17 protein-coding genes are annotated in these 19,160 nt (G+C 72.7%); 6 read left to right on the top strand and 11 right to left on the bottom strand.

Features of this window, described 5'->3' with window-relative positions; translation table 11 throughout:
- Positions 1-83: 83 nt before the first annotated feature.
- The gene (locus ACWDZ7_RS28350; RefSeq protein ID WP_451800831.1) at positions 84-974 is read left to right on the top strand and encodes an MBL fold metallo-hydrolase; all 891 of its coding nucleotides are present in this window, start codon (positions 84-86) and stop codon (positions 972-974) included.
- Here the strand turns inward: ACWDZ7_RS28350 and ACWDZ7_RS28355 are convergent.
- A complete protein-coding gene (locus ACWDZ7_RS28355) occupies positions 955-1,659 on the bottom strand; it encodes a GDSL-type esterase/lipase family protein (protein ID WP_451800832.1) in 705 nt (234 codons plus the stop codon). The two genes, ACWDZ7_RS28350 and ACWDZ7_RS28355, sit on opposite strands and share 20 nt — an antisense overlap.
- An 85-nt stretch (positions 1,660-1,744) precedes the next feature.
- Between ACWDZ7_RS28355 and ACWDZ7_RS28360 the strand changes: the two genes are divergently transcribed.
- The gene (locus tag ACWDZ7_RS28360; RefSeq protein ID WP_451800834.1) at positions 1,745-2,764 is read left to right on the top strand and encodes a WD40 repeat domain-containing protein; all 1,020 of its coding nucleotides are present in this window, start codon (positions 1,745-1,747) and stop codon (positions 2,762-2,764) included.
- A 28-nt stretch (positions 2,765-2,792) separates the two neighbouring features.
- Here the strand turns inward: ACWDZ7_RS28360 and ACWDZ7_RS28365 are convergent, their stop codons facing one another.
- Positions 2,793-3,560, bottom strand: coding sequence for a TetR/AcrR family transcriptional regulator (locus ACWDZ7_RS28365; protein WP_451800836.1), 768 nt, complete (start codon positions 3,558-3,560; stop codon positions 2,793-2,795).
- 149 nt (positions 3,561-3,709) lie between these two features.
- On the opposite strand from ACWDZ7_RS28365, the gene ACWDZ7_RS28370 reads away from it, so the two are divergent.
- Entirely contained in the window at positions 3,710-4,714 is a 1,005-nt protein-coding gene (locus ACWDZ7_RS28370) for an ATP-binding cassette domain-containing protein (protein ID WP_451800837.1), read from the top strand.
- Entirely contained in the window at positions 4,711-5,559 is an 849-nt protein-coding gene (locus ACWDZ7_RS28375; RefSeq protein WP_451800838.1) for an ABC transporter permease, read from the top strand. Before ACWDZ7_RS28370 ends, ACWDZ7_RS28375 begins: the two co-directional genes overlap by 4 nt.
- A gap of 80 nt (positions 5,560-5,639) precedes the next feature.
- Here the strand turns inward: ACWDZ7_RS28375 and serC are convergent, their stop codons facing one another.
- The 7 genes from serC to ACWDZ7_RS28410 form a co-directional block, all read right to left on the bottom strand.
- Positions 5,640-6,758, bottom strand: a complete 1,119-nt coding sequence (gene serC, locus ACWDZ7_RS28380) for a phosphoserine transaminase (protein WP_451800839.1) — start codon at positions 6,756-6,758, stop codon at positions 5,640-5,642.
- Between the two features lie 112 nt (positions 6,759-6,870).
- Complete coding sequence (locus tag ACWDZ7_RS28385; protein ID WP_451800840.1) at positions 6,871-8,130, bottom strand: cytochrome P450 family protein; 1,260 nt, start codon at positions 8,128-8,130, stop codon at positions 6,871-6,873.
- The gene (locus tag ACWDZ7_RS28390; RefSeq protein WP_451800842.1) at positions 8,127-9,398 is read right to left on the bottom strand and encodes a cytochrome P450; all 1,272 of its coding nucleotides are present in this window, start codon (positions 9,396-9,398) and stop codon (positions 8,127-8,129) included. The genes ACWDZ7_RS28385 and ACWDZ7_RS28390 overlap by 4 nt, the downstream gene beginning before the upstream one ends.
- Positions 9,395-10,078 carry a GTP-binding protein gene (locus ACWDZ7_RS28395; protein WP_451800843.1) on the bottom strand — a complete coding sequence of 228 codons (684 nt, stop codon included), beginning with the start codon at positions 10,076-10,078 and terminating at the stop codon, positions 9,395-9,397. The genes ACWDZ7_RS28390 and ACWDZ7_RS28395 overlap by 4 nt, the downstream gene beginning before the upstream one ends.
- The gene (locus tag ACWDZ7_RS28400) at positions 10,059-10,415 is read right to left on the bottom strand and encodes a DUF742 domain-containing protein (protein ID WP_451518751.1); all 357 of its coding nucleotides are present in this window, start codon (positions 10,413-10,415) and stop codon (positions 10,059-10,061) included. Before ACWDZ7_RS28400 ends, ACWDZ7_RS28395 begins: the two co-directional genes overlap by 20 nt.
- Positions 10,416-10,417: 2 nt before the next feature.
- On the bottom strand, positions 10,418-10,855 hold the full coding sequence (locus ACWDZ7_RS28405; protein ID WP_451800963.1) for a roadblock/LC7 domain-containing protein: 438 nt from the start codon (positions 10,853-10,855) through the stop codon (positions 10,418-10,420).
- A gap of 8 nt (positions 10,856-10,863) precedes the next feature.
- Complete coding sequence (locus tag ACWDZ7_RS28410) at positions 10,864-13,044, bottom strand: ATP-binding protein (RefSeq protein ID WP_451800844.1); 2,181 nt, start codon at positions 13,042-13,044, stop codon at positions 10,864-10,866.
- Between the two features lie 222 nt (positions 13,045-13,266).
- Between ACWDZ7_RS28410 and ACWDZ7_RS28415 the strand changes: the two genes are divergently transcribed.
- Positions 13,267-16,167, top strand: a complete 2,901-nt coding sequence (locus tag ACWDZ7_RS28415) for an FAD-binding and (Fe-S)-binding domain-containing protein (protein WP_451800846.1) — start codon at positions 13,267-13,269, stop codon at positions 16,165-16,167.
- Positions 16,168-16,277: 110 nt separating this feature from the next.
- A complete protein-coding gene (locus ACWDZ7_RS28420; RefSeq protein WP_451800848.1) occupies positions 16,278-17,282 on the top strand; it encodes an EamA family transporter in 1,005 nt (334 codons plus the stop codon).
- 4 nt (positions 17,283-17,286) lie between these two features.
- On the opposite strand, the gene ACWDZ7_RS28425 is transcribed toward ACWDZ7_RS28420, so the two are convergent.
- Together ACWDZ7_RS28425 and ACWDZ7_RS28430 are read right to left on the bottom strand one after the other, a co-directional pair.
- The gene (locus ACWDZ7_RS28425) at positions 17,287-18,330 is read right to left on the bottom strand and encodes a HEAT repeat domain-containing protein (protein ID WP_451800850.1); all 1,044 of its coding nucleotides are present in this window, start codon (positions 18,328-18,330) and stop codon (positions 17,287-17,289) included.
- Positions 18,331-18,336: 6 nt separating this feature from the next.
- Positions 18,337-19,080 carry a HEAT repeat domain-containing protein gene (locus ACWDZ7_RS28430; RefSeq protein WP_451800964.1) on the bottom strand — a complete coding sequence of 248 codons (744 nt, stop codon included), beginning with the start codon at positions 19,078-19,080 and terminating at the stop codon, positions 18,337-18,339.
- Positions 19,081-19,160 lie beyond the last annotated feature (80 nt).

Consider the following 19,160-nt stretch of genomic DNA (forward strand, 5'->3'; position numbering starts at 1 on the left):
GGGAGCCGCGGTGAGGCGTACGCGTATTCAGGCGAGCTGAACAGGCATTGAGACGCTCACCTAGCCCGCCTTACGGTTCGATCATGGTTGAACTCGTTGATGAACCCATGGTGTTGGGCGACGTCGAAGTCCGTCGCGTCGTGGAGCTGGAGGCCCCCTTCCTCCCTGCCACCGATCTCGTGCCCGGGGTCTCGGAGGAGGTGTGGCGCGAGAACGAGGGCTGGCTCGCGCCCGACTTCTGGGACCCGGACAGCGGCCGGGTCGTGGCCGCCGTACAGACCTGGGTGCTGCGCAGCGAGGGCAAGGTCGTCCTCGTCGACACCGGGGTCGGCAACGGGCGCGTACGGCCGGACGCCCCGCACTTCGCGAACCTCGACACCGACTTCCTGGCCCGCCTCGCCGCCGCCGGAGTGCGTCCCGAGGACGTCGATGTCGTCGTCAACACCCACCTGCACGGCGACCACGTCGGTTGGAACACCCGGGAGAGCGGGGACGGCTGGGTGCCCACCTTTCCCAACGCCACCTACCTCATGCCGGCCGCCGACCACGCCCACTTCGGCCCGCGCGGCGCCGACGAGGAGAGCCGCGACCCGGTCTTCGCGGACAGCGTCGCGCCCGTGGACAGGGCGGGGCGGACGCTGCTGTGGAGCGGCACCCACCGCGTCGACGCCCACCTCACCCTGGAGGCCGCCCCCGGCCACACCCCCGGCTCGTCCGTCCTGCGGCTCGCCTCGGGTACCGACCGGGCCGTCTTCGTCGGCGACCTCCTGCACACCCCCGTGCAGATCCTCGAACCCGGCCACAGCAGCTGCCTCTGCGCCGACCCGCGCGAAGCCGCCGAGACCCGGGTCCGCGTCCTCGGGCGGGCCGCCGACGAACGGGAGCTGGTCGTGCCCGCGCACTTCCGCGGGGCGGGTGCCGCCCAAGTCCGAAGGCGGGACGGGAAGTTCGCGGTCAGCCGGTGGGCTGCATGAGTGTCTGCGCGTAGGGGCCCCCGATGCCCCACGCCTGCGCCATCGCCTCCGCGAAGGCCCCCGCCAGCTTGTGTTCGCCGCTCGCGTTCGGGTGCGTACCGTCGTAGGTGTCGGTGTGGATGTCGTACGACGGTGGTGACGAGGCCAGGAGCAGCGGGGAGCGGCTCGTGTCCAGGTCCGCGGCCGTCTTCGCGAGGAGGTCGTTGAAGCGCGCGACCTCGGCGGCGAACGGGGCGTCCGACTCGGCCCGGACGTTCGGGATCACCGGCAGCATGACCATCCGGACGCGCGGGTTCGCCGCGCGGGCCCCGGCGACGAAGGTCCGGACGTTCGCCGCGGTCTGCTCCGCGTTCGTGTAGAAGCCGAGGTCGATCAGGCCGAGGGAGATGAGGAGGACGTCCGCCTCGTCGCGGGCCAGCGCGCCGGTGATCCGGGGCGCCATGTGCAGCCAGCCCTCGCCCCACCCCGCGAGGTGGTGGCGGGGGAAGTCGGGGGGCGCGTCGGCGTAGTCGTGGGAGAGGGGCTCTCCCGCCGCCTTGTCGTAGAGGGCGGTGCGCGGGCCCACCACGGCGACGCCCCCGGCGCCCAGGCTGTCGCGCAGGTGCCGCCACATCCGGTAGCGCCAGGTGTGTTCCCCGGCGCTTCCGATCGTCATCGAGTCGCCGACGAACATGAACCTGAGCATCCGCACATCATGGCGGATCACCGCCACCACCTGCGATGTGAGGCTGAGCACCCCGCACGGCCGCGCGGGTGGCACGCTTGGGTCCATGCGTTCGCTTCGGGCTGTTCCCTGTGTCCTTCGGGCTGTTCCTTCCGCCCTCGCCGGTGCCGTGCTGCTCCTGAGCGTGGCGGGGACCACCACGCCCGCCGTGGCCGACGACCACGAAGGGTTCACCATCAAGGACCCGCGGATCGTCGAGTCCAGCGGCCTGGCCGCGTCCCGCGCCCACCCCGGCGTCTACTGGACGCACAACGACCAGGACAAAGGTGCCTTCCTGTACGCCGTCGACTCCAGGACCGGCAAGACGGTCGCCACCGTCACCATGACCGGCGTCGGCGTGCCCCGTGACGTGGAGGCGATCTCGGTCGGCGCCGACGGCGATCTCTACGTCGGCGACATCGGCGACAACCGCGGCGGCACCTGGCCGCACGTGTGGATCTACAAGCTGCCCGAGCCGAAGACGCTGAAGGACCAGACCGTCCGCGCCACGCAGTACGTCGTGAAGTACGCGGACGGCGCGCGGGACGCGGAGGCGCTGATGGTGCATCCGAAGACCGGGCGGATCTACATCGCCGACAAGAAGGAGGAGGGCGGCAGCCTCTACGAAGGGCCCGCCGAGATGTCCACCTCCAAGACGAACGTCTTCCGGCGCATCGCCGCCACCGACCTGTGGGTGACCGACGGCGCCTTCTCGCCCGACGGCGGACAGCTGGCCCTGCGCGGCTACTTCGGCGGGACCTCCTTCGCCTGGAAGGGCGAGGGGAGGAAGCCGGTGCGGGAGGGGCGGCTGAGCGTGCCCATCCAGCGGCAGGGCGAGTCGGTGACGTACACCCTGGACGGTACGAATTTGATGTACGGCACCGAGGGCGCGCAGAGCGCGGTCACGCCCGTGGAGGTGCGCGGCAAGGGCGGGGGCGGCGGCGACTCGTCGAGCGGCAGCGGGAGTTCGGACGGCGTGGGCGCCGGGTCCGGCGGTGTCGGCGGGGGCGTGGGGAAGGGCGCGGTCGTGGTCGCGGCCGTACTGCTCGCCTTCTTCGGGCTGAAGCGGCTGCTGCGCAAGCGCTGAGCGGAAGATCCGCCCGGGGCCCGAGGGGTCATGCCCTCTGTTCGCGGCGGGCCACCAGGACGTCCAGGCCGTCCAGGATCCGCTGCAGCCCGAACTCGAAGTGGTCGAAGTCCGAGCCGAACGCGTCCTCGGACAGCGCCGCGAGAGACGGGTAGTTGCCGCTCCGCATGATCTTGTCGAGGGTCGGTGCCTGCGCCTCCCAGAACGCCCGGTCCGACAGGCCGCTCTTCTGCACCGCCTCCATCTCGTGCACCTGGGTGCGGGCGACCCCGGTGACGTACCCCTCGACCATGACGATAACGCCGATCAGCTCGGGGTCGGTCAGGCCCATCGGCTTGATGCGCGACAGGGTGCGGTCCAGGCCGCCGACCGCGCCGGGGCCGAGCACGGGACGGGCCTGGTTGACGTGGAGCAGCCAGGGGTGGCGGCGGTAGAGGACGAGGGTCTCGCGCGCGTACTCCTCCACGCCCTCGCGCCAGCCGCCGGTCCAGGCGCCCTCCTCCTCCGGCGGCGTGAACACGCGGTCCAGCATCAGGTCCAGCAGATCGCCCTTGCCGGGGACGTAGCGGTACAGGGACATCGTGCCCGTGCCCAGCTCCGTGGAGAGGCGGCGCATCGAGACCGCCGCGAGCCCCTCGGCGTCCGCGAGGCGTACCGCCTCGGTGACGATCCGGTCCAGGGTCAGGGCCGGCTTGGGCCCTCGCGTCGGGCGCGCGCCCTCGCCCCAGAGCAGCTCCAGGCTGCGGGTGATGTCGCTGCCGGTGCGCCGGTCGTCGCTGCCGCTCGTGCTCGTCATGGCTTCACCCTAATCGCCCGGAAGGGAATTGGGTACGCCGTACTCAAGAATTGGGTACGGTGTACTTGCATGACACTGAGTACGGTGTACTCTCCACTGGGTACGACGTACTCAAAGGTGCGTGGCAGAGGGACCTGGAGGCGCAGGCAATGAACGGGAACGGCTTCGCGGTACGAGCCGAAGGGCTCCAGAAGCGGTACGGGGAGAAGTACGCCCTGAACGGCTTCGATCTGCACGTCGAGCAGGGCACGGTGCACGGACTGCTCGGCCCCAACGGCGCGGGCAAGACCACCGCCGTACGCATCCTGTCCACGCTCGTACGGCTCGACGGCGGCCGCGCCGAGGTGGCCGGCGCCGACGTGGCGCGCGAACCCGCGCTCGTCCGCGGCCGCATCGGCCTGACCGGGCAGTACGCCGCCGTCGACGAGGTCCTCAGCGGACGGCAGAACCTGGAGATGTTCGGCCGCCTCTTCCACCTCGGCGCCAAGCGGGCCAGGCGGCGCGCCCAGGAACTCCTGGAGCAGTTCCACTTGGCGGACGCGGCGGAGAAGAGCGCCGGTCAGTACAGCGGCGGCATGCGGCGCAGGCTCGACCTCGCCGCCTCGATGATCCTCGCGCCCGCCGTGCTCTTCCTGGACGAGCCGACCACCGGACTCGACCCGCGCGGCCGCCTCGAGGTCTGGGACAGCGTGCGCGACCTGGTGGCGCGCGGCACGACCGTGCTGCTCACCACCCAGTACCTGGAGGAGGCCGACCGGCTCGCCTCCCGCATCACCGTCCTCGACCGGGGCCGCGCCATCGCCGACGACACCCCCGACGGCCTGAAGAACACGGTCGGCGGCAGCCACCTCGACGTCGTGGTGCGCGAGACCGCCGACCTGCCCGCAGCCGTCAAGGCCGTCACCCGGGTCAGCGCGGGCGAACCGCTCGTCATCGACGCGGAGCGCCGCGTCCAGGCCGCCGTCACCGACCGGGTCGCCGCCCTCACCGACGTCGCGCGGACCCTCCAGGACGCGGGCGTCGCCGTCGAGGACATCGGCCTGCGCAGGCCCAGCCTGGACGACGTGTTCCTGCGCCTCACGGGAGAGCCGTCCGACCCCACCGCCGACGCCACCGACACCACTGCCCACCTGGAGAAGGAGGCCGCGGCATGAGCGTCACCGTCACCCGCACCGCCCCCGAGCCGTACGGCACCTCGCGCGGACGGCTCTTCTGGGCCCTCGCCGACTGCTGGAACGTCACCCGCCGCTACCTCACGCACTTCCAGCGCCAGCCCGTCACCATCGCCTGGCAGCTGGGCTTCCCCATCATCTCCGTACTCCTGTACGGCTTCGTCTTCGGCGAGGCCATGAAGGTGCCGGGCGGCGGGAACGACGGCGACTACAAGCAGTTCCTGATGCCCGGCATGTTCGTGATGACCATGGCCTTCGGCTTCATGAACACCGCCATGGCCGTCGCCACCGACGCCTCCAAGGGCGTCATCGACCGCTTCCGCTCCATGCCGATGGCCCCCTCGGCGGTGGCCTCCGGACGTGGCGTCGCCGACCTCGTCGTGGCCTGCGCGGAACTCGCCATCCTCGCGCTGACCGCCCTCGCCATCGGCTGGCGCTCCAGCGCCGGACTCCTCGACACCGCCCTCGCCTTCGCGCTCCTGCTGCTCCTGCGGTTCAGCCTGATCTGGGTCGGCGTCTACCTCGGCCTCGTCGTGCCGACGCCGGAGGCCGCCGGCGGGCTGTACGCGGTGGCCTTCCCGCTCACGATGATCTCCAGCGTCTTCGTGGCGCCGTCCCTGATGCCGGGCTGGCTCGCGCCCGTCGCCGCCTGGAACCCCGTCTCGTCGACGGGTACGGCCACCCGGGAGCTATTCGGCAACCCGGGCGGGGGCGGAGCGAGTTGGGTGGAACAGAACGCGGTCCTGATGGCGGTGGTGTGGCCGATCGTGATCTCGCTGGTGTTCCTGCCGCTGGCGGTACGGAGGTTCAAGGGCCTGAGCCGCTGAGTTCCGGGGCGCCCCGTCAGGGGCGCGGGGAACTGCGCGACCAGCCACAACGAACCCGCAGCCGGCCGCGCAGCGAAACGTCAGAGGCGCTCGATCACATAGTCGATGCACTTGGTCAGCGCCTCGACATCCGCAGGGTCGATCGCCGGGAACATCGCCACGCGCAACTGGTTGCGCCCGAGCTTGCGGTACGGCTCGGTGTCCACGATGCCGTTGGCGCGCAACGACTTCGCGACAGCGGCCGCGTCGATCTCGTCCGCGAAGTCGATCGTGCCGATGACCTGCGAGCGCTTGGCCTGGTCCGTGACGAACGGCGTCGCGTACTTGGACTCCTCGGCCCAGCCGTAGAGCGTGCGCGAGGACGCGGCCGTGCGGCCCGTGGTGAACTCCAGGCCGCCCTGGGAGTTCATCCAGTCCAGCTGCTCGGCGAGCAGGAACAGCGTGGCGAGCGCCGGGGTGTTGTACGTCTGGTTCTTGCGGGAGTTGTCGATCGCCGTGGGCAGGCTGAAGAACTCCGGGACGTGGCGGCCGGACGCGTGGACACGCTCGGCGCGCTCGATCGCCGCCGGGGAGAACACGGCGATCCACAGGCCGCCGTCCGAGGCGAACGACTTCTGCGGGGCGAAGTAGTAGACGTCCGTCTCGGCGATGTCGACCGGCAGGCCGCCCGCGCCGGACGTGGCGTCCACCAGGACGAGGGAGTCCGTGTCGGCGCCCGCGACCCGCTTGACAGGGGCCGCGACGCCGGTGGAGGTCTCGTTGTGCGTGAAGGCGTAGACGTCGACGCCCGCCTCCGCCTTCGGGTCCGGGTGCGTGCCCGGGTCGCTCGTGATCACGGTCGGCTCGGCCAGCCACGGGGCGAGCTTCGCCGCCTTCGCGAACTTGGAGGAGAACTCGCCGAAGCTCAGGTGCTGCGACTTGTTCTCGATCAGGCCGTGCGTCGCCACGTCCCAGAACGCGGTGGAGCCGCCGTTGCCGAGGACGACCTCGTACCCCTCGGGGAGGGAGAAGAGGTCCTTGACGCCCTCGCGCACGCGGCCCACCAGGTTCTTGACCGGGGCCTGGCGGTGGGACGTACCGAGGAGGGAGGTGCCGGTGGCGGCCAGGGCCTCCAGCGCCTCCGTACGCACCTTGGAGGGGCCCGCGCCGAAACGGCCGTCGGCGGGCTTCATGTCAGCGGGAATCTGGATCTCAGCCACGGGGGGAGCCTAGCGGCTTCTGGCACGGGGGCCTTGATCCGTCCGGCGGCTGAGACTCTGCCCCGGGGCTCTGCCCCGGACCCCGCTCCTCAAACGCCGGAGGGGCTGGAACTTAGGCGCCGGAGGGGCTGGAACTTAGCCGCACGGGCAGGTCGTAGAGGTCGTTCTGCGTTACCACCGGCTTGTTGCGGAGTTTTTCGTGCGGGATCGCCAGCGTCAGGGTCGGGAAGCGTTCGTACAGGGCCGGGAGGGCCACGCCCGCCTCCAGGCGGGAGAGCGCCGCTCCGGGGCACACGTGCGGGCCGTGGCCGAAGGAGATGTGGCGCGTGGCGGACGCGCGGGTGATGTCGAACTCGGCGGCCGTGGGGCCGTGCGCCGCCTCGTCGCGGCCGATCGCGCCGTACGAGACGATCAGCGCGTCCCCCTTGGGGATCACCTTCCCGCCCACCGGGACGTCCTCGGCGGCGAAGCGGATCAGGACGTGGGAGGTGGGGGTGGAGTGGCGCAGGGTCTCCTCCACCACCGCGTCCCAGCCGATCTCGCCGGAGAGGACCAGGGCGAGCTGCTCGGGGTGCCTGGAGAGGTTCACGACGGCGTTGACGATGAGGGAGATCGTCGTCTCGTGGCCCGCCGCGACCATCAGCTGAAGGGTGGAGACGATCTCGTCGTCGGTGAGGTGGTCGCCGTCCTCGGAGGCGGCGATCAGCGCGCTCGTCAGGTCGTCGCCCGGCTCCGCGCGGCGGGCGGCCACGGTCTTGCCCATCATCGCGGCCAGCTCGCCGAGCGTCGCCACGACCTCCTCCGGCGGCGTCTGCGTGGAGAAGAACTTGTCGAACAGGACCTTCAGGCGCGGGTGGTCGGTCTCGTCGATGCCCATCAGGTCGCTGATGACGTACATCGGCAGCGGATAGGCGAACTCCGCCTTCAGGTCGACCGCTTCGGAGCCCGACGCGGGCAGCCTGTCGAGCAGGCCGTGCGTCAGCTCCGCGATGCGCTCCCGCATCCTCTCCACCCGGCGCGGCGTCAGCGCCTGCGCGACCAGCGTCCGCATCCGGCGGTGCTCCTCGCCGTCCACCGTCAGCATGGAACGCCCGGGGTTCGCGAGGCCGATCAGCGGCCAGTCCGCCGGTATCTCGCCGCGCCGCCACGCGCCCCATACCCCGATGTCCTTCACCAGGCGCTTGTCGGTGAGGAGTTGACGGGCCTCCGCGTGGTGCGTGACCGCCCATACCGGCACCCCGCCCGGCAGCTCCACCTCGGCGAGCGGGCCCGCCGCGAGCAGTCGGGCGCTCTCCCCGTCCAGGTCGGTGACGAACGGGTCCAGGGCGATTCTGCCGGAGGGGCAGCCGGAGCCGGAGCCGGAGCGGGTCATCTGAGCTCTCCAAACGCTGAGGTCGGGGTCGGGGCGAAGCTCACCGGCAGGTCGGTCAGGCCGCGCAGCCAGGGGGACGGGCGGCGGGTCAGGTCCCCCGCCGGGACGGCCAGGTCGAGGTCGGGCAGGCGGTCCAGGAGCACCTCGATGCCCGTCCGCGCGATGACCTCCGCGACCTCCTGGGCGGGGAAGGGGCAGCGGTGCTCGCCGTGGCCGAACGCGAAGTGGGCGCTGTTGCCGCCGGTCAGGGCCGAACCGTCGGTGCGGACCAGCGGGTCGGCGTTGGCGGCGCCGAGGCCGAGCAGCAGCAGGTCACCGGCGTCGACGCGGCGCCCGCCGAGCCGGGTGTCGCGTGAGGCCCAGCGCCCGGCGACGTTCTGCGTGGGGGTGTCCTCCCACAGCACCTCGTTCATCGCCTCGGCGACGCTGTGCCGGCCGCCGAAGAGGGACGCGGCGAAACGGTCGTCGGTGAGCATCAGCCGCAGCGAGTTGCCGATCCAGTCGGCCGTCGGCTGGTGCCCCGCGGCCATCATCACCATCAGGTCCTGCGCGATCTCCTCGTCGCTGAAGCCGTCGTCCGCCGCCGCGGCCTCCGCGCTCTGCGACTCCAGCATGTACGAGGCGACATCGGCGCCCGGCTGCCCGTGCTTGTCGGCGATGAGCCGCGCCATCGAGGAGGCGAGGTGCTGCTGGCCCGCGAGTGCCCGCTCACGGCCGTCGATCATGTCGTTCATGGCGGTGACGAGACCGGGGCCCTGCTCGTCGGAGAAGCCGTAGATACGGGCCAGGACGCGCACCGGAAGCAGCATCGCGTACTGGGCGATGATGTCCGTGGCGCCCTTGCCGCAGAACTGGTCGATCAGCTCGTCCGCGAACTTCTCCGCGTGCGCCTTCAGCTCGTACGGGTCGACCGCTTCGAGCGCGTGCGCGATCATCGCGGCGCGCCGGGTGTGCCGCTCGCCCACCGTGTAGAGGATCGACGGCTGCTTGTGGCCGATCATCGGCAGGAGGGGCCAGTCGGCGGGGATGTTCGGCCACTGGTTCCACAGGTCGGAGTCGCGGCTGAACAGGACCGGGTCGCCGGTGACCTGGTGCAGCTCGCGGTAGCCGAGCACCAGCCAGGCCGGCACGTCGCCGTCGAGCAGCACGGGCGCCACGGGGCCGTGGTCGCGGCGCATCTCCCGGTAGAGCTGCGCGGGTTCGGTGGCGAAGCGGGGGCCGGAGAGCGGGACGGGGCCGGGGGTGGCGCCGGTCACGGGGCAGGTCACTGGGCGTTCTCCTGGGGGGCGTGCTGCTGACCGACGTTCTGTTGAGCGACGTACAAAGACTTCAGGTGCTCCACGAGCGTGATCAGTACGTCCTTGCTGGACTGGCGCGAACGCGCGTCGCAGTCCACGAGCGGCACCCCCGGATCGAGGTCGAGCGCCTCGCGCAGCTCCTCGGAGGTGTGCGCGGGCCCGCCGAAGTCGTTGCGGGCCACGATGAACGGCGTGCCGTGGTGTTCCAGGCGGTCGATCGCGTACCAGGAGTCCTCCAGGCGGCGGGTGTCGACGAGGACGACCGCGCCGAGCGTGCCGGAGAAGAGGCGGTCCCACAGGAACCAGAAGCGTTCCTGGCCGGGCGCGCCGAAGAGGTAGAGGACGTTGCGCGCGTCGAGGGTGATGCGGCCGAAGTCGAAGGCGACCGTCGTGGACGTCTTGTCGCGCAGTCCCTCCAGGCCGCCGGTCTCGTCGATGCCCTTGCCGGCCTGCGTCATCGTCTCCTCGGTGTTGAGGGGACGGATCTCGCTGACCGAGCGGACCAGCGTCGTCTTGCCGACGCCGAAGCCGCCGACCACGACGATCTTCAGACCGTTGTCGGCGGTCGCGGTCAGCTCTCTTCGGCCGGCACCGGTCGCGCCGCGGTTCGCGCCGCGGTTCGCGCTGCGTTCAGAGATTGCGGAGTCCAACGAGCACCTGCTCCAGGAGTTCGAAATCGGGAAGAGTGTGGGCGGGGCCCGAGCGGGGGTGGCGGGCGCTGATCCGACCGGCGTCGAGCAGGTCGGACAGCAGGATGCGGGTGATGCTCACCGGCAGGCCCAGCTCCGCGGCGATCTCCACGACCGCCGTCGGCAGCCCGCACATCCGCAGGATCGCGGCGTGCTCCGACTGCATGCCGGGCACCGGAGCGGACTCGGCGACGATGAGCGTCACCAGGTCGAACGGGGCGTCGGGCGCCGACCGGCTGCGGCCTCCGGTGAGGGTGTACAGCCGGTCGGGGGAATCGTCCCGGCCGGGGCGGCGCACGCTCATGCGGTGGGCCGGGTGCGGGGGCCGGGGCCGTCGTCCGCGCGGGGCGCGGCACGCAGGTGCTCGCCGAGCTGCTCGACCAGCTCGCTCATGGTGTGCCCGACCAGGCCCGCGTCGGCGTCCTCGGCGGCGATGACGGCGAGGTGCGCGCCCTCGCCGGCCTCGACGATGAAGAGGATCCCGCCGTAGAACTCGGCCATCGCCGAGCGCACCCCGCCGCTGCCGTCACCGAACTCGGCGGACGCGCCGTGCGACAGGGACTGGATGCCGGCGGCTATCGCGGCGAGCTGGTCGGCCTGGTCGACGGAGAGCTCCGGGGTACGGCACAGCTTCAGCCCGTCCCGCGAGAGCACGAGGGCGTGGCGGGCGCCGGGGGTGCGCTCAAGGAGCCCCACGAGGAGCCAGGTCAGCTTCTCGTCGGTGGTGGAGGAGGTGATGCCGGTGGTCATTGGGGGGTGTCGCCTTCCGGGTGCTGGGGAGTTGCTGGGTCGTCCGTGCCGCTCGGCGGACCGGAGGAATCCGGCGGAGTGGCACGAACGGCCTGACGGAAGCTGCTGAAACGGGCCGCGGTACTGGCCGCGTCGACGGCACGCGGCCGCGGATTCTCCCCGGTGTCACTATCGACCCGGGCCCGCTCGGCGGCAGCGAGGGTACGGCCGCGGGGGCGCTTGGGGAGGGGGGCCTCGACGGGGGTCGGGGTGGGGGCGGCCGGGGACTCGTGGGTGGGCACGGGGTCGCGGTCGACACGGTCGAGGCCGGGGTCGGGCGCGGGCGCGGTGTCGGGGGTGTACGGGGTGAGGGGTGGCGCCTTTTGGGCGGGTACTGGGGTGGTGGGGGCTGCCGGAGCCTGCGGGTCTTCGGCGAGCGTCGGGGCTGCCGAGGTGTGCGGGTCTTCAGGGAGCGTCGGGGCTGCCGGAGTCTGCGGGCCTCCGGCGAGTGACGAGGCTGCTGGGGCGTGCGGGTCTTCGGGGAGTTCCGGGGCTGCCGGAGTCTGCGGGCCTCCGGCGAGTGACGAGGCTGCTGGGGCGTGCGGGTCTTCGGGGAGTTCCGGGGCTGCCGGAGTCTGCGGGCCTCCGGCGAGTGACGAGGCTGCTGGGGCGTGCGGGTCTTCGGGGAGTTCCGGGGCTGCCGGAGTCTGCGGGGCTTCGGTGGGTGCTGAGGCTGTCGGAGTCCGCGGGGTCTCGGGGTGGCCCGGGGCCTCCGGAGTTTGCGCGGCTTCGGGGAGGCCCGGGACCTCCGGGTTGTGCGCGGCTTCGGGGAGCGCCGAGGCCGCCGACCCCCGCGGGGCCTCCGGGAGCACCGGGGCCGTCTGGGTGTCCGGGGTTTCGGTGGGTGCCGGGGCCGGCGAAGGCTGCGGGGTGCTCGGTGGCAGGGCACGGAGCGGGGACGGGGCCGTTTCCGTGGGGCCGGAGAGGAGTTCCTGCGGGATCAGCAGGAGTACGCCCGTGCCGCCGCGCGCCGAGGGGCGGAACGACACCGTCAGGCCGTGTTTGCGGGCCAGCCTGCCGACCACCGCGAGGCCGAGCCGCGTACCGGTGAGACCGCCGAGGCCCCTCGTCGCGCCGGACACGGCACGTTCCGCGCGACGCTGCTGAACCGGGCCCATCACCAGGCCGCTGTCCTCGACGGAGATGATGACGCCCGCCGCGACCTCCTCGATGTAGACGTGCACCTCGGAGGTGGGCGGAGAGAAGTTCGCGGCGTTGTCGAGAAGTTCGGCGAGCGCGTGCATGACGCCCTCGGCGGCGTGGCCCGCGACCGCGACCTCGCTGGCCGAGTGGACGCGTACACGCTGGTAGCCGCCGATGCGGCCCATCGCGCCGCGCAGGATCGACTCCATGACGATGGGCCGGGCCCAGCGGCGGCCCGAGCGGGCGCCGGTGAGGACCGCCACGGAGTCGGCGATGCGGCCGGCCTGCGCGGTCCTGTGGTCCAGGTGGAGGAGGTCGGTGAGGACGTCCTCGTCCGCGTGCCTGCCCTCCATCTCACGCAGGTCGGCGAGCATGCCGGTGGCCAGGGCCTGCATGCGGCCCGCCGCGTTGGCGCACGCGGCCAGCGCGGCGGCACGCTCCGACTCGGCGGTGCGCACGCGCTCGGTCAGCTCGGTCCGCACGCGCGTGTTCTCGGCGGTCAGCTCCGCGTGTACGCGGGTGTTCTCGGCGGTGAGTTCGGCGCGCACGCGGGTGTTCTCGGCGGTCAGTTCCGTGCGTACACGGTCGCGTTCGGACGTCAGCTCCTCCCGCACCCGGGTGTGCTCGGCGCTCAGCTCGGCCAGCGCGCGGGCGTGCTCGGCGGTGAGGCGGGCGTGCTCCTGGCCGAACTCGGCGGCTCTGCGAGCCTGTTCCTGCTGGAGGCGGGCGGCCTCCTGGCGGGAAGCGGCCAGCTGGCGCCGTGACAGGGCGAGCCCACGCAGGGCGTGGAAGGCGACGGTCACGGCGGCGCTGAACGCGAGCGCCGCGGCGCCGGCGCCCCAGGCCAGGGGGGTCCGCGTGGACGCGGGCGCGAGGGCGACGGCCGTCCCGGCGAGCGCCGCGGTGACGAGGGCGCAGGCCAGCAGGACGTACGCGGCGGGACGCAGCGGAGGGCGCTCCGTCCCGGGGCGCGCTATGGGGGTTGGCGCGGTCATCAATCGGGGTCCTCGATCGGAAGCGACACACTCTGCTCGAACATGCTCGGGCTTGTCTCACGCTCAGCTCAAGTTGTGGTCACTATAGGAGAGTTGGTGCGCGTGTTGGGAATGTTCCCTTCCGGATCGTTACATATCGGGTGAGGCGGGGTGCCTCCGGGGTGGCACCGAGGTGCCCCCAGGGTGCCTCCGGCGGGCCGCGGCGGGGGCATCCTGGACCGCATGAGCGACCTCGACGGCGACTTCGGCGGCCTCGGCGGCCTGGAGCGGGACCTGCGCGCGGTGGTACGCGGCGCGGTGGACCTCTCCGTGACCGCGCGGGCCCTGCACACGATGGACGCCTCCAACTACCGCCGCGTGCCCGCCGCGGTGGTGGCCCCGCGCGACGCCGACGACGTGGCGGCGGTACTGGACGTCTGCCGACGGCGCTCGGTGCCGGTGGTGGCGCGCGGCGCGGGCACCTCGATCGCCGGGCAGGCGACGGGCGTCGGGGTCGTCCTCGACTTCACCCGGCGCATGAACCGCGTCGTCTCCCTCGGTCCGGAGGCGCGGACGGCCGTGGTGCAGCCGGGGGTCGTCCTCGACGACCTGCGGGCCGCGGCGGCGCCGCACGGCCTGACGTTCGGGCCCGATCCGTCCACGCACAGCCGGTGCACGCTGGGCGGGATGATCGGGAACAACTCGTGCGGATCGCACTCGGTGGCCTGGGGGACGACAGCCGACAACGTCCGTCAGCTGTCGGTCATCAGCGGCCGGGGCGATGCCCTCCGCCTCGGCCAGGGCTGGGACGGCGCCCCCGCCGGCCTGCGCGCACTGGCGGACAGCGATCCGGCCCTCCTCCGCACCGGCTTCCCCGACCTCCCCCGCCGCATCTCCGGTTACGCCCTCGACGCCCTGCTCCCCGAGCGCGGCGTCGACCTCACCCGCGCCTTCTGCGGTTCGGAGGGCACCCTCGGCATCGTCACCGAAGCCGTCGTACGTCTCGTCGAGGCGCCCCGCGCCCGCGCCCTCGCCGTCCTCGGGTACGCCGACGAGAGCGCGGCGGCCGAAGCCGCGGCCGGCCTCCTCCCGTACGGCCCGCTGACGGTGGAGGGCATGGCCGCCGACCTCGTACGCCGCGACCCCCAGAGAAGCTCCCTGCCCAGGGGCGGGGCGTGGCTCTTCGTCGAGACGGGCGGCGCGGACCCGGCCGAGGCACGCGCGCGTGCCGAGACGATCGTGCGCGCGGCCGACGTCCTCGACGCCGTGGTCGTCGACGACCCGGCGCGCCAGCGGGCGCTGTGGCGGGTACGGGAGGACGCCAGCGGGACGGCCACGCGTATGCCGGACGACGGGGGAGAGGCGTGGCCGGGGTGGGAGGACTGCGCGGTGCCCCCGGCCCGCCTCGGCGCCTATCTGCGGGACTTCAGGGCGCTGCTCACCGGACACGGGCTGCGCGGCACCCCGTACGGACACTTCGGGGACGGCTGCATCCACGTACGCATCGACTTCGACCTGCTCGGCCCCGAGGGTGTGGCCCGTTTCCGCCGCTTCTCGGAGGAGCTGGCGGACGTGGTCGTGGCGCACGGCGGTTCGCTGTCCGGCGAGCACGGTGACGGGCAGGCCCGCGCGGAGCTGCTGCCGAAGATGTACGGGCCCGAACTCGTACGCCTCTTCGAGCGCGTGAAGGACGTATGGGACCCGGCGGGCCTGCTCAATCCGGGCATGCTGGTACGGCCCGCGCCCCTCGACGCGAACCTGCGCTTCGCGCCCCTGCCGCGCGAGCCCGTCGACGTCGCCTTCGGCTACCCCCACGACGGCGGTGACTTCTCGGCGGCGGTCAGGCGGTGCGTGGGGGTCGCCAAATGCCGTACGGCGACACCGTCCTCGCCCAGTGGGGTCATGTGCCCGTCGTTCCGGGTGACTGGCGAGGAGGAGCACTCCACGCGCGGGCGGGCGCGCCTGCTGCACGAGATGCTGGCGGGCGAGGTGGTGACGGACGGCTGGCGTTCCACGGAGGTCAGGGACGCGCTCGACCTCTGTCTGTCCTGCAAGGGCTGCCGTTCGGACTGCCCGGTGGGCGTCGACATGGCCACGTACAAGGCGGAGTTCCTGCACCATCACTACGAAGGCCGCCGCAGGCCCGCCGCCCATTACGCGATGGGGTGGCTGCCGCGCTGGCTGCGGGCGGTCGCCGTGACGCGTACGGCCCGGGTGGTGAACGCCCTCGCCCGGGTCGGCCCCTTGGCGGCCGTCGCCAAGCGGCTCGGCGGGATCGCACCGGAGCGGTCGATTCCGCCGGTGGCGCCGCGGACGTTGCGGCAGTGGTGGCGCGGAAGGCCGGAGTCGGAGTCGGGTTCGGGGCCGACGCCGAAGCCGGGGCCGAGGTCGCAGGGCGGCATGCCGCGGGTCGTGCTCTGGCCGGACACCTTCACCGAGCATCTCTCGCCGTCCGTGGGCAGGGCCGCGGTACGGGTCCTGGAGGCGGCCGGGCTGACCGTCGAGCTGCCGCCGACGGGCGTGTGCTGTGGGCTCACGTACGTCTCGACGGGGCAGCTGGAGCGGGCTCGCGCGGTGCTGCGCGCCACGCTGGACCGCGTGGAACCGCTGCTGGAGGCGGGTGTACCGGTCGTCGTCCTGGAGCCGAGCTGCGCGGCGGCCCTCAGGACGGACCTCGTCGAACTGCTGGGCGACGACCCGCGTGCCCACCGCCTCGCCGCGTCCGTCCGGACCTTCGCGCAGACCCTGGAGGAACTGGCCCCGCACTGGCGACCGCCACACGTCGGGCGCCCGGCGGTCGGCCAGACGCACTGCCATCAGCACGCGGTACTCGGCGACGAGGCGGAGCGGCGGCTGCGGGCGAAGGCGGGGCTGGCGGGCGAGCTGAGCGGCGGGTGCTGCGGGCTGGCCGGGAACTTCGGGTTCGAGCGGGGGCATTACGAGGTGTCGGCGGCCTGCGCCGAGGAGCAGCTGCTGCCCTCGGTACGACAGGCGCCGGGCGACGCGGTGGTGCTGGCCGACGGTTTCTCCTGCCGGACCCAGCTGGGGCAGCTGGCGGGGGTGCGGGGGCGGCATCTGGCGGAGGTGCTCGCGGAGGCGCTGGGGGCGCTGGAAGCGGAACGGGGTCATGTACGCGGCGCATAACCGCCGCCCATTCGGTATTTCCGCAATCCTGCCCTGGTCCATTACTGTGTACGGCGGAGTCCAGAACACTGAACTACCGTGAGCGGCGACAACGGCAGGAAGGCTCAGGCGTGAACGTCTCGCACAGCGATCAGGCGGCACCGGCGGCCCCTGCCCACGGGGCCGACCGGGCCGCGCAAGCCACCCAGGCCACCCAGGCCACCGAGGTCGCCCAAGCCGCCCAGGCTCCCCGGCCCACCCAAGGCCTCCGCGCCCGGTTCGGGCCGGTCGGACTCGTCCTCGCGGGCGGCATCTCCGTACAGTTCGGCGGCGCGGTGGCGGTCAGCGTGATGCCGCGAGTGGGGGCACTCGGCATCGTGACGCTGCGGCTCGCCTTCGCCGCGCTCGTGCTGCTCGCCGTCTGCCGGCCGAAGGTGCGCGGGCACTCCCGCGCCGACTGGGGCACGGTCGTCGCCTTCGGCGTGGCCATGGCCGCGATGAACGGCCTCTTCTACCAGGCCCTGGCCCGCATCCCCATGGGCGCCGCCGTCACCCTCGAAGTCCTCGGACCGCTCGCGCTCTCCGTCATCGCCTCGCGCCGCGCGGTGAACCTGATCTGGGCCGGGCTCGCGCTCTGCGGCGTGTTCCTGCTCGGCGGAGGGGGCGGCTTCAGCGGCCTCGACCCGGTCGGTGTCGCCTACGCGCTCGGGGCGGGCGCGATGTGGGCCGCGTACATCGTCTTCAGCGCGCGCACCGGGCGGCGCTTCCCGCAGGCCGACGGGCTCGCGCTGGCGATGGTGGTCGCGGCGGTGCTGTTCCTGCCGCTCGGGATCGCCGAGTCCGGGCCGAAGCTCGTCGATCCCGGCACGCTGGCGCTGGGCGCGGTGGTCGCCGTCATGTCGTCCGTGCTGCCCTACACCCTCGAACTCCTCGCGCTGCGGCGGCTCCCCTCGCACACCTTCGCGGTCCTGATGAGCCTGGAACCGGCCATCGCCTCCCTCGCCGGGTTCCTCGTACTCAGCCAGGCCCTGTCCCTGGCGGAGGCGCTGGCGGTCTCCCTGGTCATCGTGGCGAGCATGGGCGCGGTGCGGACGCAGGTGGGGCGGGGCAGGAAGACGGTGAGTGGTGAGGCGTGAGCGGTCACCGCGCGCCGCGTATCCCGAGAACGTACGCGGCGGTGAGCGCGACGCCACGGTCCTCGTCCTGGGAGAGGTCCGCGAGGGCGCGTGACGCCGTGGCTCCCGGGATGTCCGCGAGCGCCTGCGCCAGCCGTCGACGCACGGAGGGCGCAGACAGCGCAGCCAACCCAGACAGCGCAGACGGTCCGGCTCCGTCGCCCTGCGCGAGGCGGTCGACGAGTCCGGCGGCGATCTGATCCGCCAGCGCAGGACAGCTCGCCAGGGCGCTCAACGCGTCGGCCGCGTCGACGTCATTGGCCTCCTCGGCCACCATGTCGATGAGCGTAGGGATCGCCTCGGCCACCCCACGCGCCCCGAGCGCCAGAGCCGCGTACCTGCGGACCACGATGTCGGGGTTGGCGAGGGCGCCCCGCAGCAGTGCGGTCGCCTCGGCGTCCGTGATCTCGGCGAGGGACTGGACGGCGCGTTCGCGCACCTCGGGCGCCGGTGAGGCGAGGCCCTCCGCCAGCAACGCCCATCCGCCGTCGCCGGATCGCGCCAGAGCCCACCGCAGGGCTCCGGCGACGTTCGTGTCCGTCTCGCTCAGCGCCGCCTGGACCAGTGCTTCCACCGGCACCGGAACCTCTTCGCCCGAGGACAGGGCCGCGCGCTGGCGCTTCGCGGCGCTCTTGGACCCCAGCGCCTGGAGGAGGGCGACGGTCTGGAGGACGTCCTCCCAGCCAGAGGGTTCCGCCGCGTCGATCCGACGGAGCCGGGTGAGCAGTTCCGTCTCGTCCGCGATGCGTTCCCGCGTCCGGCGGATGAGGTCGTCGACCAGCTCCGAGGGTGCGAAGCCGGGGTCGTCGAGCGCGCGCCCGACGTCACGCAGCGACATTCCCAGGGACCGCAGGCTCTCGATGTGGAAGATCCGCAGGAGGTCGTCGTCGGAGTACTCGCGGTAGCCGCCGCCGGTGCGGCCCGTCGGCCGCACCAGGCCGAGCGAGTCGTAATGCCGGAGCATGCGGGCGCTGACCCCGGACCGCCGAGCCACCTCACCGATCAGCACGGCCGCTCACCCCTCCTGGCCCCTTCCGCCCTCCTGGCCGGTCCCGCCGAGGGCGACGACGCGCTTCGCCTCCTCGACGGCGAACTCGAACCCGGCGTCCGGGTCGCGCAGCAGCCGTTCCGTGGCGAGCGCGTGCGTGCGCACGCGAGGATCGGGCCCCGTCGTACTCACCGTACTCGTCGTCCCCGGCGTCCCCGGCGTCCCCGTCGTCCTCGTCGCGGCGCGCAGAGCCGGCAGGATCACCTCGCCGAGTGCGATCAGCGCCCGGCTGAGGCTCAGCTGCGTCTCCCGTCCGCCGCGCCCGAGCTGTGTCGCCAGTGCCGTGGCCAACCCGGGCTCTTCACCGTCGGGTACGAGCGCGACCGCCGCCCGCCAGGCGCTCCGCGCCACCTCGTCATCCGCGTCGGACAGCAGCGCCGGTGTGATCGCCGGCCACGCCCGGCGGTCGCCGATCTTGGACAGTGTGTGCAGCGCCTGGCCCCGCGCCTGCGCACGCTCCGAGCGCACCTGGCGGAGAAGCGCCGGGACCGTCGTCGACGCCGGGTGGCGGGTGAGCGCCCAGGTCAGCATCTCGCGTACGTAGAACTCGGGTTCGGTCGCGCAACGCTCGATGAGCTTGTCGATGAACCGCGGGTCGGGGGACGTGCCGACCGCGAGCGCCGCGCGCAGCCGCACGGACGAGCGGCTGTCCTCCAGTCCCCGCAGAGCGCGAAGCGTGTCCTGTTCCGGGTCCTGCTCCGGCATGACCATCGGGATCACTGAGATCACCTCCTCGGCACAGTGAAGACCTTGTCACGGTGTCAAGGTCAAGCCACCGCCACCGCCCCTCA

It is taken from the genome of Streptomyces sp. NPDC003032 (genome assembly GCF_053591415.1).

What these genes read in the sequence shown, in the direction of transcription:
- ACWDZ7_RS28355 (WP_451800832.1), bottom strand. Translation starts at nt 1,659, where the DNA reads ATGCTCAGGTTCATGTTCGTCGGCGACTCGATGACGATCGGAAGCGCC.
- ACWDZ7_RS28370 (WP_451800837.1), top strand. Translation starts at nt 3,710, where the DNA reads ATGAACGGGAACGGCTTCGCGGTACGAGCCGAAGGGCTCCAGAAGCGG.
- ACWDZ7_RS28385 (WP_451800840.1), bottom strand. Translation starts at nt 8,130, where the DNA reads ATGACCCGCTCCGGCTCCGGCTCCGGCTGCCCCTCCGGCAGAATCGCC.
- ACWDZ7_RS28430 (WP_451800964.1), bottom strand. Translation starts at nt 19,080, where the DNA reads ATGGTCATGCCGGAGCAGGACCCGGAACAGGACACGCTTCGCGCTCTG.
- ACWDZ7_RS28410 (WP_451800844.1), bottom strand. Translation starts at nt 13,044, where the DNA reads ATGACCGCGCCAACCCCCATAGCGCGCCCCGGGACGGAGCGCCCTCCG.
- ACWDZ7_RS28365 (WP_451800836.1), bottom strand. Translation starts at nt 3,560, where the DNA reads ATGACGAGCACGAGCGGCAGCGACGACCGGCGCACCGGCAGCGACATC.
- ACWDZ7_RS28350 (WP_451800831.1), top strand. Translation starts at nt 84, where the DNA reads ATGGTTGAACTCGTTGATGAACCCATGGTGTTGGGCGACGTCGAAGTC.
- ACWDZ7_RS28415 (WP_451800846.1), top strand. Translation starts at nt 13,267, where the DNA reads ATGAGCGACCTCGACGGCGACTTCGGCGGCCTCGGCGGCCTGGAGCGG.
- ACWDZ7_RS28360 (WP_451800834.1), top strand. Translation starts at nt 1,745, where the DNA reads ATGCGTTCGCTTCGGGCTGTTCCCTGTGTCCTTCGGGCTGTTCCTTCC.
- ACWDZ7_RS28375 (WP_451800838.1), top strand. Translation starts at nt 4,711, where the DNA reads ATGAGCGTCACCGTCACCCGCACCGCCCCCGAGCCGTACGGCACCTCG.